This is a genomic window from Stenotrophomonas sp. NRRL B-14846 (assembly GCF_050473585.1).
Lineage (GTDB): Bacteria > Pseudomonadota > Gammaproteobacteria > Xanthomonadales > Xanthomonadaceae > Stenotrophomonas.
On record NZ_JBFLUN010000022.1, the window covers coordinates 2,270,004 to 2,283,825 of the forward strand.

Annotated in this window: 14 protein-coding genes; 6 read left to right on the plus strand and 8 right to left on the minus strand. The window is 67.4% G+C overall.

Annotated features, from left to right (window positions below; translation table 11 throughout):
• Nucleotides 1-36: 36 nt before the first annotated feature.
• Complete coding sequence (locus AB1281_RS12720; RefSeq protein WP_014037861.1) at nucleotides 37-1,047, minus strand: N-acetylornithine carbamoyltransferase; 1,011 nt, start codon at nucleotides 1,045-1,047, stop codon at nucleotides 37-39.
• A gap of 319 nt (nucleotides 1,048-1,366) precedes the next feature.
• On the minus strand, nucleotides 1,367-1,930 hold the full coding sequence (locus AB1281_RS12725; RefSeq protein WP_049442777.1) for a hypothetical protein: 564 nt from the start codon (nucleotides 1,928-1,930) through the stop codon (nucleotides 1,367-1,369).
• 188 nt (nucleotides 1,931-2,118) lie between these two features.
• Here AB1281_RS12725 and cysS point away from each other — a divergent pair, with 188 nt between their 5' ends.
• From cysS to AB1281_RS12740, 3 genes are read left to right on the plus strand one after another with little or no spacing between them, the layout of a single operon-like run.
• Nucleotides 2,119-3,495: a cysteine--tRNA ligase gene (cysS, locus tag AB1281_RS12730; RefSeq protein WP_430346085.1), complete on the plus strand. Its 1,377-nt coding sequence runs from the start codon at nucleotides 2,119-2,121 to the stop codon at nucleotides 3,493-3,495.
• A 54-nt stretch (nucleotides 3,496-3,549) separates the two neighbouring features.
• Nucleotides 3,550-4,002: a SufE family protein gene (locus AB1281_RS12735; RefSeq protein ID WP_049458275.1), complete on the plus strand. Its 453-nt coding sequence runs from the start codon at nucleotides 3,550-3,552 to the stop codon at nucleotides 4,000-4,002.
• Nucleotides 3,999-5,246: an MFS transporter gene (locus AB1281_RS12740; protein ID WP_101765814.1), complete on the plus strand. Its 1,248-nt coding sequence runs from the start codon at nucleotides 3,999-4,001 to the stop codon at nucleotides 5,244-5,246. Before AB1281_RS12735 ends, AB1281_RS12740 begins: the two co-directional genes overlap by 4 nt.
• Before the next feature lie 140 nt (nucleotides 5,247-5,386).
• On the opposite strand, the gene dksA is transcribed toward AB1281_RS12740, so the two are convergent.
• Nucleotides 5,387-6,616, minus strand: coding sequence for an RNA polymerase-binding protein DksA (gene dksA / locus AB1281_RS12745; protein WP_101765815.1), 1,230 nt, complete (start codon nucleotides 6,614-6,616; stop codon nucleotides 5,387-5,389).
• A 271-nt stretch (nucleotides 6,617-6,887) separates the two neighbouring features.
• Here dksA and yidD point away from each other — a divergent pair, with 271 nt between their 5' ends.
• The 3 genes from yidD to AB1281_RS12760 are packed head-to-tail and all read left to right on the plus strand — an operon-like array spanning nucleotide 6,888 to nucleotide 9,338.
• A complete protein-coding gene (gene yidD / locus AB1281_RS12750) occupies nucleotides 6,888-7,142 on the plus strand; it encodes a membrane protein insertion efficiency factor YidD (protein ID WP_014037867.1) in 255 nt (84 codons plus the stop codon).
• A 1-nt stretch (nucleotide 7,143) separates the two neighbouring features.
• Nucleotides 7,144-8,490, plus strand: a complete 1,347-nt coding sequence (locus tag AB1281_RS12755; RefSeq protein WP_071229710.1) for a dihydroorotase — start codon at nucleotides 7,144-7,146, stop codon at nucleotides 8,488-8,490.
• Entirely contained in the window at nucleotides 8,490-9,338 is an 849-nt protein-coding gene (locus tag AB1281_RS12760; protein WP_071229709.1) for a M23 family metallopeptidase, read from the plus strand. The genes AB1281_RS12755 and AB1281_RS12760 overlap by 1 nt, the downstream gene beginning before the upstream one ends.
• A gap of 145 nt (nucleotides 9,339-9,483) precedes the next feature.
• Here AB1281_RS12760 and AB1281_RS12765 read toward each other — a convergent pair whose 3' ends face one another.
• From AB1281_RS12765 to efp, 5 genes are all read right to left on the minus strand, one after another.
• Complete coding sequence (locus AB1281_RS12765; RefSeq protein ID WP_430346086.1) at nucleotides 9,484-10,188, minus strand: squalene/phytoene synthase family protein; 705 nt, start codon at nucleotides 10,186-10,188, stop codon at nucleotides 9,484-9,486.
• A gap of 11 nt (nucleotides 10,189-10,199) precedes the next feature.
• Entirely contained in the window at nucleotides 10,200-10,895 is a 696-nt protein-coding gene (locus AB1281_RS12770) for a phosphoglycolate phosphatase (protein ID WP_014037871.1), read from the minus strand.
• On the minus strand, nucleotides 10,892-11,608 hold the full coding sequence (gene ubiG / locus AB1281_RS12775; RefSeq protein ID WP_014037872.1) for a bifunctional 2-polyprenyl-6-hydroxyphenol methylase/3-demethylubiquinol 3-O-methyltransferase UbiG: 717 nt from the start codon (nucleotides 11,606-11,608) through the stop codon (nucleotides 10,892-10,894). Before ubiG ends, AB1281_RS12770 begins: the two co-directional genes overlap by 4 nt.
• 25 nt (nucleotides 11,609-11,633) lie before the next feature.
• Complete coding sequence (locus AB1281_RS12780; protein WP_075677217.1) at nucleotides 11,634-12,977, minus strand: TRZ/ATZ family hydrolase; 1,344 nt, start codon at nucleotides 12,975-12,977, stop codon at nucleotides 11,634-11,636.
• Nucleotides 12,978-13,184: 207 nt separating this feature from the next.
• Nucleotides 13,185-13,751, minus strand: coding sequence for an elongation factor P (gene efp, locus AB1281_RS12785; protein ID WP_014037874.1), 567 nt, complete (start codon nucleotides 13,749-13,751; stop codon nucleotides 13,185-13,187).
• Nucleotides 13,752-13,822 lie beyond the last annotated feature (71 nt).

Consider the following 13,822-nt stretch of genomic DNA (forward strand, 5'->3'; position numbering starts at 1 on the left):
CAGCCGACCAACGGTCGGCTCTACCCCTTGTTTGATTCAGCGCCCGGCAACCGCGGCCATGATCGCCTTCTGCACGTGCAGGCGGTTCTCGGCTTCGTTGATGGCGATGCACTGCGGCGAATCCATCACCGCATCGGTGGCCTTCACGTTGCGGCGCAGCGGCAGGCAGTGGCTGAACACACCGTTGTTGGTCAGCGCCATCTTCCGTTCGTCCACGATGAAGTGCTTGAACTGGTCGCGGATCGGCTTTTCCGGTTCCCAGTTGCCGAAGAACGGCAGCGCGCCCCAGCTCTTGGCGTAAACCACGTCGGCGCCGGCGTAGGCGCTGTCGATGTCATGGCTGATCTTCAGCGAGCCACCGCTCTCGGCCACGTTCTGCTCGGCCCAGCCCATGTAGCGGTCGTCGAGGATGTAGTCGGCGGTCGGGCACAGCAGGGTCACGTCCATGCCCATGCGGGTGGCGATGGTCAGCGCCGAATTGGCAACGGCGGTGTTCAGCGGCTTGGGGTGGTAGGTCCAGGTCAGCACGTACTTCTTGCCGCGCAGGTCCTGGGTGCCGAAGTGCTCCTGCAGGGCCATGATGTGGGCCAGCTCCTGGCACGGATGGGTGATGGTCTCCATGTTGATGACCGGCACCGGCGAGTACTTGGCGAAGCTGTTGAGGACGATGTCCTGGCGGTCGTAGGCCCAGTCGATGAACTTGGGGAACGCGCGCACGGCGATGATGTCGCAGTAACGGCCCAGCACCTTGGCCACTTCAGCGATGTGCTCTTCGGTATCGCCGTCCATCACCGTGCCGAGGTTGAACTCGATCGGCCACGCATCCTTGCCCGGCTGCAGCACCACCGCGTGGGCGCCGAGCTGGAACGCGCCCAGTTCGAAGCTGGTGCGGGTGCGCATGGACGGGTTGAAGAACACCAGCGCGATCGACTTGCCCTTGAGCTGGTCGCCGAGCTTGTTGCGCTTGAACAGCGCGGCCTGGGTCAGCAGCGCGTCGAGATCGCTGCGGCTCCAGTCCTGGGTGTTCAGGAAGTGCTTGGGGGACATCATCTTTCCTTGCGTGGCGGCGCCGGGTTCGACGCAGTGGAAGGGAAAAGCAGGAACCAAAGGTGGAGCGAAAAGGTTGCAGTTGCAGCTTTCAGAACGCAGAAACGAAAAAACCCAGCCGGCGGGCTGGGTTTTTTTCGGACGAACAGCAAAAAGCTCCGGTTACCCAGCGAGGATGTGGGGTTCCGGTCGACGCGCACGCGAGGTCATGCCAGACGCCTGTCGGGCTGCGCTGCTGTCGTGCTGGAAGTCGGTGAGCTTCATGGTCAAATATCTTTGCATGCGCCCGGGGCCGGCGCAAGGGGCCGGGGTCGCAGAATCAGGGATTACTGGCAGTGCCCTGTTCGGGGCCGACCCAGGGAGTGATCGACACCCGGATCTTGAGCCGGTTGCCGGGGTCTTCCGGCAGCCGCGAGCGGTACTTGGTGCCCTTGTAGACGTAATCCACGTCGTAGGCGATGGGCCGGCGGAATTCACGCCCCACCGGCACGATGCGGCAGTCGCGGGTCAGCATCGGGCCCGTGTTGGCCGGCGCCGGGGCCGGCGTCTCGGCTCCGGTCTCCTCAACGGCTTCCTCGTCGCTGCGCTTGAACATCGAGCGCACCGAGTCCCAGAAGCGGCTGATCCGGCCCTTGTCCTCGACCGGCTCCTCGCCCGTCACGTTCACCGGGGCCAGGGTCCGGGTCGACACCGGCTCGCAGTGCTCCTCGGTGCGGGTCGCACGCAGGGTCTGGAACACCGGCTCGACGTTCAGGACCTGGGCGTAGTCGAACTTCACGTTCTCCACGATCACCACCCGGTTGCGGGGCTCGGCCTCCTGCGCCAGCACCACGGCGGGCAGCGCCGACAGGCAGGCCAGGGTCAGCAACGCGGTGGATTTCATTGGCGACGGGAGCAAGGACACGGCAATAGTGTAGGCAGTGGCGAGCGCAAGGGGCTGAACATTACCCGTCCACGCCGCTCCTGCCCACCCCACCCGGGGTGGACCCGGCGTCCACCGGTGGCAACGGGTGCCCCCAAAGGGGGCCGACACGTTCTAAAATCACAGGCTTGTCCCCCAGCCACAGCCCCATGACCCTGCGCCTGCACAACAACCTGACTCGCCAGCTCGAACCGTTCACCCCGCTCGATCCGGCCTGTCCGACCCTGTATGTGTGCGGCCCGACGGTCTACAACTACGTGCACATCGGCAACGCCCGTGGCCCGGTGGTGTTCGGGGTGCTGGCCGACCTGCTGCGGCGCCGTTTCGGCGCGCTGCGCTACGCCCGCAACATCACCGACGTGGACGACAAGATCAACACCGCCGCGCGTGAGCAGGGCGTGCCGATCAGCACCATCACCAACAAGTTCGCCGCCGCCTACCGTGAAGACATGGCCGCGCTGGGCGTGGTGCCACCGGACATCGAGCCGGAAGTGACCGCGCACATTCCGCAGATCATCACCATGATCGAGCAGCTGATCGCCAGCAATCATGCTTACGCCGCCGAGGGCCACGTGCTGTTCGCGGTGGCCAGCTTCGACGGCTACGGCAAGCTCTCGCGCCGCGATCCGGACGAAATGCTGGCCGGTGCCCGCGTCGACGTCGCCCCGTACAAGCGTGACCCGGGTGATTTCGTGCTGTGGAAGCCGTCGAGTGACGACCTGCCTGGCTGGGAATCGCCGTGGGGCCGGGGCCGGCCTGGCTGGCACATCGAGTGCTCGGCGATGGCTGCCGCCCACCTGGGCGAGACCATCGACATCCACGCCGGCGGCGTCGACCTGCAGTTCCCGCACCACGAGAACGAGCTGGCGCAGAGCGAATGCGCCCATGGCGGCAAGATCTTCGCCCGTTTCTGGCTGCACAACGGCATGCTCAACTTCGGCGGCGCCAAGATGAGCAAATCGCTGGGCAACATCGAGCGCGTGCACGACCTGGTCCGCCAGCACCCGCCGGAAGCGCTGCGCCTGGCCCTGCTGTCGGCCCACTACCGGCAGCCGCTGGACTGGTCCGATGGCCTGATCGAACAGTCGGTGCGCACCCTGGACCGCCTGTACGGCACCCTGCGCGAACTGGCATCGGTCGAGGCCACTGCAGTGATTCCGGCCACGGTCGAGGCGACCCTGGATGACGACCTGAACACCCCGCAGGCACTGGCCGAAGTAGCCCGCATCGCCGCCGATGCGCGTCGTGCCACCGACCCGGCCGAACAGGTGCGCCTGAAGGGTGAACTGCTCGGCGCCGGCCTGGCGCTGGGCCTGCTGCAGGCCGATCCGGCGCAGTGGTTCGGCACCGCGGCCAGCGAAGACGGCGACGACGCCCGCATCCAGGGCCTGATCGATGAGCGTGCCGCTGCCAAGAAGGCGCGCGACTTCGCCCGTTCCGACGCCATCCGCGACCAGCTGGCCGCCGAAGGCATCGTGCTGGAAGACACCCCGCAGGGCGTGCGCTGGTCGCGCAAGCGCAGCTGACCCGCCCTGCCCCGTGGCCGGTACGCCGGCCACGCCCCCACCGTAGAGACTGTTGTGACCGACTCCCCGTTCCCGCTTGAACCCACCGCCGCCGAGGCCCAGACCGCCATCGCCGAGGAATTCGGCTTCTTCGGCGACTGGTCCGAGCGCTACCAGTACCTGATCGACCTTGGCCGCAAGCTGCCGGCCTTCCCGGAAGAATGGAAGACCGAAGAGCATCGCCTGCTCGGCTGCCAGTCGATGGTCTGGATCGTGCCCGAAGGCAACGCGCAGTCGCTGCGCTTCCACGCCATCAGTGATTCGGCCATCGTCTCCGGACTGATCTTCCTGGCCCTGCGCGTGTACTCCGGACGCTCGGCGCAGGAGATCCTGGACACCGAACCGAGCTACATCCAGGACATCGGCCTGGCCCGCCACCTCTCGCCCACCCGCAGCAACGGCGTGGCGGCGATGCTGGCCTTCATCCGCGAGACCGCGCAGGCGCAGCTGCAGCGCGACCCGTCGTGAGCGAACCTGCCACAGCCGAAGACAGCGCGCTGGGCCTGCTGTCCCGGCCCGGATTCGCCAGGCTGCTGGCGTACCGCATCTTCGCGATGCTGTCCTACCAGGTGGTCGCGGTCACCGTCGGCTGGCACATCTACGAAGTCACCCGCAATCCGTTCTCGCTGGGCCTGATCGGCCTGGCCGAGGTCGTGCCGTTCTTCTGCGTGGCGCCGTTTGCCGGTTACCTGGTGGACCATCTGCCGCGCCGCCGGCTGGGCATGGTCGCCTGTTGCGGACTGGTCGCCACCGCACTGGTATTGACCAGCGTGGCCATGGGCTGGCTGCCGATCGACGGCGTGTGGCCGATCTACGCAGCCATCGCGCTGACCGGCATGGTCCGCGCCTTCCTGTCGCCGATCTACAACGCCCTGTTCGCCCGCGTACTGGCCCGTGACCAGTTCGCGCGGGGCGCCGGCCTGGGCGCGGTGGTATTCCAGGCCGGCATGATCGCCGGCCCGGCACTGGGCGGTGTGCTGGTGGGTTTCGGCGGCAAGGGCCTGTCCTACGCGGTGGCCACCGTCTTCGCGCTGGTGGCGATGGCCTGCCTGGCCACGCTGAAGGTGGAAGAACCGGTGCATACCGGCCCGGCCGCCCCGATCTTCAAGAGCATCGCTGAAGGCGCACGCTTCGTGGTCGGCAACCGGATCATGGTCGGCGCGATGGCGCTGGACATGTTCTCGGTGCTGCTGGGCGGCGTGGTGGCGATGCTGCCGGCGTTCCTGCACGAGATCCTGCACCACGGCCCGGAAGGCCTGGGCATCCTGCGCGCAATGCCGGCGTTGGGCTCGGTCTGCGTGGGCCTGTGGCTGGCCCGCCACCCGCTGCACCGCAATGCCGGCCGCGTGCTGCTGTTCGCAGTGGCCGGCTTCGGCCTGTGCGTGATCAGCTTCGGGCTGTCGCAGCACTTCTGGCTGTCGGCGCTGATCCTGCTGTTCTACGGGGCCTTCGATGGCGTCTCGGTGGTGATCCGCTCGACCATCCTGCAGCTGGCCACGCCTGAGGAAATGCGCGGCCGGGTGTCGTCGATCAACGGCATCTTCATCAGTTCGTCCAACGAACTGGGCGCGTTCTATGCCGGCACGATGGCGAAGCTGCTCGGCCTGGTGCCGGCAGTGGTGCTGGGCGGGTTTGCGGTGCTGAGCGTGGCCGGGATCACCGCGTGGAAGAACCCGACGTTGCGGAAGCTGAATCTTCGCGACCTGCAATAGCTGTTTTGTAGAGTCGAGCCATGCTCGACTGGCTCCCCTGAAAAGCAGTCGAGCATGGCTCGACTCTACAGAAGACGATCACCCAACAAAAAACCCGGCCGAGGCCGGGTTTTTTTGCATGACATCACAACGATCGGGAATCAGTCGCCCTGCTGCTTCTGCAGGTGCTCCCAACGCTCCTGGGCGTCGATGGTGCGCTCGGCGGTCAGGCGCGCTTCCAGGCGCTCCAGGCCGATTTCTTCGCCGGTGTCGACGCAGTAACCGTAGTCGCCGGCTTCCAGGCGCTTCAGGGTACTGTCGATCTTGCCGATCAGCTTGCGGTAGCGGTCGCGGGTACGCAGTTCCAGCGAGTTCTCGGTCTCGCGGGTCGCGCGCTCGGCTTCGTCGCCGATGTCACGCACTTCCTCGCGCAGGTTCTCGATGGTCTGCTTGGACTCTTCCACCAGGTCCGCGCGCCAGTTCTGCAGGCGTTGGCGGAAGTATTCCTGCTGCAGCGGGCTCATGTATTCCTCTTCCGAGGACGGCTTGTAGCCAGCCGGCAGGATCGGGCGGCCAGTGGCCTCGTCGGTCTTGTACTCGACCACCTTGTACTTGCTGCGCGGGGCCGGTGCCGCCGAACGGGCGGCGACGGCCACGGCAACCTTGCCGACAGGGCGCGACACGGTCTTCGGGGCGGAATCGGATTTCACGGCGGTTTTGGCAGGCGATTTCGAAACGGGCACGGGATTCTTGGATTGCGGGGCCTTCGAGGCGGCAGGAGCGGCGGCCGGGGCCGGCTTGGAGGCCGGTTGGGCTGCTGCCACTGCCACGGTCTTGGCCGGGACAGGCTTGGCCGGAGCCGGCTTGGCAGCAGGCTTCGGTGCGGACTTCACTACTGGGGCCGGGGTCGGCTTTACGGCCGGCGCGGCAACATTCTTGGCAACCTTCTTTACAGCGGCAGGCGTGGCGACCGGCTTGGCCGCCGCAACCTTCTTTGCCGCCGGTTTGGCGACGGGCTTGGCGGCAGCCTTCTTCACCACCGCCTTCGGCGCTGGCTTGGCTGCTGCCTTCTTCGCTACCGGCTTGGCGGCGGCCTTCTTCACCGGCGCGGCCTTGCTGGCAGCCTTCTTCACCACCGGCGCCTTCTTGCTGGCGGCGGCAGGCTTGGCCTTGGCAGGCGCAGCGGCCTTCTTCGCCACCGGCTTGGTTGCCTTCACCGGCGTTTTCTTTGCGGTGGCCTTCCTGGCCGCCGGTTGCGAGGACGCTGCCTTGGTCGCCGGCTTGCTGGCCGGCTTCTTGGCAACGGGCTTTGCCGCCAACTTCTTCACAACAGGCTTGGCGGTTTTCTTGGCGGCCGTTGCGGCCTTCTTTGCAGTTTTTTTAGCAGCCACGAAACGCTCTTCCTTGGATTCCCCGGGGCCCGGGAAAGCGGGCCTTTATAGCCTACCCGACCCGCAGCAGCAACCTCGGCACCCTGCTCCATTCAGTCCTGGAGTCAAGGCGCCCAAGGGGCAGTCCGACGAACACGGACCGCCTTGCGCGGTACGGAACCTGGCCAGCACCCGAAGGTGCTGGTACCGGTCGCAGGCCATCGGCGACATGCGACCAACGGCCCATCCTGCACAAATGCGGCCTTCATGCCAACTGGCATAAGATGACTGGGTGATCTCGCGCCTGCTCATCGCCCTGCTGCGCTTCTACAAGCGCTTCATCAGCCCCTTGCTGGGGCCACGCTGCCGTTTCGTGCCGAGCTGTTCTGAATACGCGATGGACGCCATCTCGCGGCACGGCCCGCTGCGCGGCAGTTGGCTGGCTGCGCGCCGGCTGGGCCGCTGCCACCCGTTCCATCCCGGCGGCTTCGACCCCGTGCCCGAGTCCCCCAACGCCCCCTCTTGCCGTTGCACAGGAAAACACTGACATGTCCTCCACCCTCATCACCAACGCCCGCATGGTCAACGAAGGCCGCACCTTCGACGGCGACCTGCGCATCGAGAATGGCCGCATCGCGCAGATCGGCAGCGGGCTGGCGCCGCGCGACGGCGAGCAGGTGGTGGACGCAGCCGGACGCTGGCTGCTGCCCGGCATGATCGACGACCAGGTGCACTTCCGCGAACCGGGCCTGACCCACAAGGGCGACATCGCCAGCGAATCGGCCGCGGCCGTGGCCGGTGGCCTGACCAGCTTCATGGACATGCCCAACACCAACCCGCCGACGCTGGATTCGACCATCCTGGAAGCCAAGTACGAGCTCGCGCGCGGCCGCGCCTGGGCCAACTACGGCTTCTACCACGGCGCCAGCAATGACAACCTGGAAGCGATCCGTGCGCTGGACCCGAAGAAGGCGCCCGGCGTGAAGGTGTTCATGGGTGCTTCGACCGGCAACATGCTGGTCGACAACCCGGAAACGCTGGATGCGATCTTCCGCGAATGCCCGACCCCGATCATCACGCACTGCGAAGACACGCCGATGATCGATGCCAACCTGAAGGCCTTCCAGGAGAAGTACGGCGACGCGCTGACCCCGGACATGCACCCGGACATCCGCTCGCGCGAGGCCTGCATCAAGTCGACCCGCCTGGCGATGTCGCTGGCGCGCAAGCACGGCACCCGCCTGCACGTGCTGCACATCTCCACCGCCGACGAACTGGCGCTGTTCGAGAAGGGCCCGCTGATCCGCGCCGACGGCAGCCGCAAGCAGATCACCGCCGAAACCTGCGTGCACTTCCTGCACTTCGCGCGCCCGGACTATGCGACCAAGGGCAACCTGATCAAATGCAACCCGGCGATCAAGGAAGTATCCGACCGCGAGGCGATCACCGCCGCGCTGGCCGATGACGTGCTGGACGTGCTGGCCACCGATCACGCGCCGCACACCTGGGAAGAGAAGCAGAAGCCCTACGCGCAGGCGCCGTCGGGCCTGCCGCTGGTGCAGTACGCGCTGGTGGCCGCGCTGGAGCGCGTGCACGAAGGCAAGCTGACCCGCGAACAGGTGGTGCAGAAGTTCGCCCACGCCCCGGCGCAGCTGTTCGATGTGGAAGAGCGCGGCTTCCTGCGCGAGGGTTACTTCGCCGATCTGGTCCTGGTCGAAGACGTGCCGTTCACGGTCAAGCGCGAGGACGTGCTGTCCAAGTGCGGCTGGTCGCCGTTCGAAGGCACCACCTTCCGTTCGCGCATCGCCTCCACCTGGGTCAACGGCCAGCAGGTGTGGGACGGCAGCAAGCTGGTGGGCGAACCCGCCGGCCAGCGCATGACCTACGACCGCTGATGCGCTCCGCACTTCTGATCGGGGCGCTGCTGCTGGCCGCGCCCCTGTTTTCCTCATCCCCGGCGCAGGCGCAGGATGGCATCGGCAGCCTGATCGACAGCCGCGTGGTGTTCCCGGCCAGCGCGTCGCAGGGCGCGCTGGTGATCGGCAAGGTACCCGCCGGCAGCCGCGTGCAGTACGCCGGCCGCCAGCTGCGGGTTAGCGGCTACGGCAGCGTGGTGTTCGGCATCGGCCGTGACGAGAAGGGCCCACTGCGCGTGCAGGTGCAGCGCCCCGATGGTGGCAGCGAGACCGCGACCATTGCGGTGACCCCGCGTGACTGGCCGACCGAGCGGGTCAACGGTGTGCCGCCCAAGACGGTCAATCCGCCGCCGGCGATTGCCGAGCGGATCAAGCGCGAACAGGCGCAGGTGACCGCCGCACGCGCCCGCGATGACGACCGCACCGACTTCACCCAGACCTTCATCTGGCCGGTGCAGGGCCGCATCAGCGGCCGCTTCGGCAATGCGCGCGTGTACAACGGGCAGCCCGGCGCCGGTCATTCCGGCATGGATATCGCGGTGCCGACCGGCACGCCGGTGAAAGCACCGGCTGCCGGCATCGTCACCTTCGCCGGCCCGGACCTGTACCTGACCGGTGGCACGCTGCTGCTCGACCACGGCTTCGGAGTCAGCTCCAACTTCCTGCACCTGTCGCGCATCGACGTAAAGGTCGGCGACCGTGTGGAACAGGGCCAGGTGATCGCCGCGGTCGGCGCCACCGGCCGTGCCACTGGCCCGCACCTGCACTGGGGCATGAACTGGTTCGATACCCGTATCGACCCGCTGCTGGTGCTGGAGCGCAAATAACGCGTCACTCGCTGGAGTGGCATCCCGCTTCTGTGGAGCCGAGCCCCTGCTCGGCCGCTATTGCGCGGGCGCGATGAGCCGAGCCGAGCGTGGGCTCGGCTCTACAGACAGCATGCGGACCCAGGTCCGCACCCACCGGAATCAATCAACCGCGCGCGGCCCACCACACGCGCAGCAGGGTGCGCACCGGCGTGGCTTCGATCGGCTTGCCTGCGGCCTGCGCTGCAACGCGCGCACGCGCCAGGCTGGACCACACGCGGCGCGGACGCGGGCCGGGCACGCGGGTGCCCCACCCCTTCAACAGATGCTGCGCCCAGCGCTGTGCGGCATTGCTGGCGTCTTCGTCCAGCAGGCTGCGCGGCACACCGGCCACGCCCGCGTCCTGCAGGCGCTGGGCCAGGGTCTGCAGCTGCACCGCACGACCGGCGCCGGTACGCGGCTTGTCGGCGAACAAGGCCGCCTCCACCGCGGCCACGGCCTCGGCGTAGTTCGCCAGCGCGCGCTCGGCACCGGCCACGTCCAGCGCGACCGTGCGCGCTTCAACCAGGTCCGGAAGTGCTTCGGCCAACTGTGCCCACGGCGCACGCACCGGTTCCAGCAAACGGCCCAGCGGATGGCGCGAACGATGCGCAGCCCAGCTGCGCAGCTCCTCGCCCCACCATGCCAGCTTGGCGTCGGCCGGCAACGGGTCGCCGCTGGTGTTGAGCATGTCGTCGAATTCCTGCAGCAGCGCGAACCACGCCACTGCAAGCTCGCGTTGCGATTCGGCCACGAACGGGGCGGCCACCGACCATTCCGGCCAACGGCTGCGCCACTTGTCGAGGAAACTGTCCAGCGCGGTACTGCTCACTACGTGATTCCTTACGGCTGGGCCGGGGCTGCCGGCCGGGTCGGCCACAGACTGGCCAGTTGCAGAAGTTCAGCGTTCTCGACCAGCACGTCGGCCTGCCAGGCCAGCGGGTCGTCGCTGTGCAGGCGGTAGCCCCACAGCGCCGCCACCGACGGCATCGCCGCAGCGCGCGCAGCAATGATGTCGCGCTCGTCGTCGCCCACGTACACGCAGTCTTCGGCGGCAACGGCAATCGCCTGCGCGGCGTGCAGCAGCGGCAGCGGGTGCGGCTTGCGCTCGGCCAGGCTGTCACCGCCGACCAGTACCGCGCAGCGCTGCTGCCAGCCATGTTGCGGCAGGATCAAGCGCGCCAGGTACTCAGGCTTGTTGGTGACGATGCCCCACACGGTGCCGGCGTCATCCAGCGCGGCAAGCATGCCGGCCACGCCATCGAACAGTACCGCGTGCTGGCCGATCAACGCTTCGTAGCGCTGCAGGAATTCCGGAATCAGCGCATCGCGTGCGGCAACATCCAGTTCCGGGAAGGCGGCGCTCACCATTGCACGCGAACCCTTGGAGACCACCGGACGCAACATCGCCGGATCGATCGGCGCGCGACCGCGCTCGGCCAGCATCGCGTCGCAGGTGGCGACGAAGTCCGGTGCGCTGTCCAGCAGCGTGCCATCCAGGTCGAACAGCACCGCGCGCGGGAAGCGGGCCGCGGTCATGCCGGCTTGACCGCGTAGGCCAGGTAGTTGATGTCGGTACGGCTGCTCAGGCGGGCATGGTTGCGCCACGGCTCGTAGGCCATGCCGCTGACATCCACCAGCTGCATGTCGGCCTCGCGCAGCCAGCGCGCCAGCTCGGCCGGCTTGATGAATTCCTGGTAGTGGTGGGTACCCTTGGGCAGCAGCCGCGCCACGTACTCGGCGCCGACAATCGCCACCGCGAAGGCGGCAGCGGTGCGGTTGATGGTCGACAGGAACAGGTGACCGCCCGGCTTCAGCAGGCGCTTGCAGGCCTCGATGATCGCGCCCGGGTCCGGCACGTGTTCAAGCATTTCCATGCAGGTGACCACGTCGAAACTGCCCGGCTGCTCGGCGGCCAGGTCCTCGGCGGCCTGCACCCGGTAGTCGACCTTGGCACCGCTTTCCAGCGCATGCAGGCGCGCGACCTTGACCAGTTCCGGGGCCAGGTCGATGGCGGTCACGTCCGCACCGGCCTGCGCCAGTGCTTCGCTCAACAGGCCGCCACCGCAGCCGATGTCGAGCACGCGTGCCCCGCGCAGCGGCACGCGGTCGGCCACGTACTGCAGGCGCACCGGGTTCAGCGCATGCAGCGGCTTCTGCGGGCCGTCAGCGTCCCACCAGCGGTTGGCCAGCGCGGCGAACTTGTCCAGCTCGGCCTGATCGAAATTGGAGGATGCGTGGGGGGCAGTCATGAGGGAGTCCTTGCGGCGCCAAGGTTCAGGCGCGGATATGACGGATGCGCTCGCGCCACTGGCGCGCGTTGGCGATGATGCCCGGCAGGTCCATGCCGACCAGCTCGCGCTGCACCAGCTTCGGCTTGCCGGCGATCCAGACGTCGCTGACCTGCTGGCGGCCGGTGGCGTACACCAGCTGCGACAGCACGTTGTGCAGCGGCTGGGTTTCCAGTGCGGACAGGTCGACGCAGACCAGGTCGGCCTGCTTGCCGACTTCGATCGAGCCGATGCGGTCGCCGAAGCCCAGCGCGCGCGCGCCACCCAGCGTGGACGCGCGCAGCGTGGTGGCCGCGTCCAGTGCAGTGGCATCGTCGGCCACGGCCTTGGCCAGGATCGCCGCGGTGCGGTTCTCGCTGAACATGTCCAGGTCGTTGTTGCTGGCGCAGCCATCGGTACCGATCGCCAGGTTCACGCCGGCGCGCTGCAGGGCGCAGGCCGGGCAGAAACCGGAGGCCAGCTTCAGGTTCGATTCCGGGCAATGCACCACGCTGACGCCACGTTCGGCGCACAGGTGGATTTCCGCATCGGTCAGCTGGGTCATGTGCACCGCGATCAGGCGGTCGTTGACCAGGCCGAGCCGGTCCAGCCGCGCCAGCGGGCGCTGGCCGTGCAGCTTGATCGAATCGTTGATCTCCTGCGCGGTCTCGTGGGTGTGCAGGTGCACCTGCATGTCGAGTTGGTCGGACAGCATCCGCACCCTCTCGAAGTTGGCATCGCTGACCGTGTACGGCGCATGCGGCGCGAACGCGGTGCCGATCAGCGGATCAGTGCGCCACTGGTCGTGCAGTTCACCGGCCTTGGCGAAGTATTCGTCGTCGGTCCTGGCCCAGGCGGTGGGGAAATCGATGATGACCGCGCCGACCAGCGCGCGGAAACCGTGCTTCTTGTAGACCGCGGCCTGCACGTCGCCGAAGAAGTAGTTCTCGTTGGCGCAGGTGGTGCCGCCGCGCAGCATCTCGGCGATGGCCAGGGTGGTGCCGTCGGCAACGAATTCGGGGCCGATCACCGCCGCTTCCACCGGCCAGATGTGCTGCTGCAGCCAGGTCATCAGCGGCAGGTCGTCGGCGACGCCGCGCAGCAGGGTCATCGGGTTGTGCGTGTGCGCGTTGACCAGGCCCGGCATCAGCGCAGCCTCGGGGCGGCTCACCACCTGGGTGGCGCGGAACCGTGCGCGCGCCTCGGCACGCGGCAGGATGGCCACGATCTCGCTGCCACGCACGGCAACGGCATGGTCTTCCAGCACCACCGCGTGCGGCTCGATCGGAACGACGTAACCGGCTTCGATGAGCAGGTCGCAGGCTTCGGGGAGGTGCGGGCTATCGCTCATGCGGGCTCACTGGCTGGGGGGGCGGCGAGATACTTCTGGGGGACACGCCCCTGAGTCAGGGGCTGCCGCGAAGCGGCGGGGTCTGGAGACTCGTGAAGCGGGGCCCATGATCTGCCGAAGCAGATCATGGGAGCGCCAGCGCGAATGCGATGGCGCGTACCCGGCCAGCGGCCGGCACTACCGTAAGGTCAGCCTACGGCCGGATCCTTACTTGACGCGTGCGGAGTATTCGCCCGAACGGGTGTCGACGCGGATCACTTCTTCCTGGTTGACGAACAGCGGCACGCGGACCACGGCACCGGTTTCCAGGGTGGCCGGCTTGCCGCCGCCGCCCGAGGTGTCGCCACGGACGCCCGGATCGGTTTCGGTGATCTTCAGTTCGACGAAGTTCGGCGGCTGCACGAAGATCGGCTCACCGTTCCACAGGGTGACCACGCAGGACTCTTCGCCCTTCAGCCACTTTTCGGCGCCGCCCATGCCGGCCTTGGTGGCCTGGACCTGCTCGAAGGATTCCGGGTCCATGAAGTGCCAGTACTCGCCGTCGCTGTACATGAAGTTCATGTCGGTATCGACGACGTCGGCTGCATCCAGCGAGTCGGTCGACTTCATGGTGACTTCCTGGGTACGGCCGTCCTTGATCAGGCGGTACTTCACGCGGGTGAAGGCCTGGCCCTTGCCCGGCTTGACGTATTCGGTGTCGATGATGACGGCCGGTTGGTTGTTGACCAGGATCTTCATCCCGTTCTTGACGTCGTTCATGCCGTAGCTGGCCATGCGTAAACTCCTGAGTGGCAAAAACGCCGCGGGTGCGGCGAGCCGTTAGAATGGAAAGCCCACCGGATGCC

Coding starts and splice junctions, on each gene's coding strand:
- efp (WP_014037874.1), bottom strand. CDS start 13,751: ATGGCCAGCTACGGCATGAACGACGTCAAGAACGGGATGAAGATCCTG.
- AB1281_RS12760 (WP_071229709.1), top strand. CDS start 8,490: ATGCGCTCCGCACTTCTGATCGGGGCGCTGCTGCTGGCCGCGCCCCTG.
- AB1281_RS12720 (WP_014037861.1), bottom strand. CDS start 1,047: ATGTCCCCCAAGCACTTCCTGAACACCCAGGACTGGAGCCGCAGCGAT.
- ubiG (WP_014037872.1), bottom strand. CDS start 11,608: ATGACTGCCCCCCACGCATCCTCCAATTTCGATCAGGCCGAGCTGGAC.
- AB1281_RS12755 (WP_071229710.1), top strand. CDS start 7,144: ATGTCCTCCACCCTCATCACCAACGCCCGCATGGTCAACGAAGGCCGC.
- cysS (WP_430346085.1), top strand. CDS start 2,119: ATGACCCTGCGCCTGCACAACAACCTGACTCGCCAGCTCGAACCGTTC.
- AB1281_RS12780 (WP_075677217.1), bottom strand. CDS start 12,977: ATGAGCGATAGCCCGCACCTCCCCGAAGCCTGCGACCTGCTCATCGAA.
- AB1281_RS12770 (WP_014037871.1), bottom strand. CDS start 10,895: ATGACCGCGGCCCGCTTCCCGCGCGCGGTGCTGTTCGACCTGGATGGC.
- AB1281_RS12725 (WP_049442777.1), bottom strand. CDS start 1,930: ATGAAATCCACCGCGTTGCTGACCCTGGCCTGCCTGTCGGCGCTGCCC.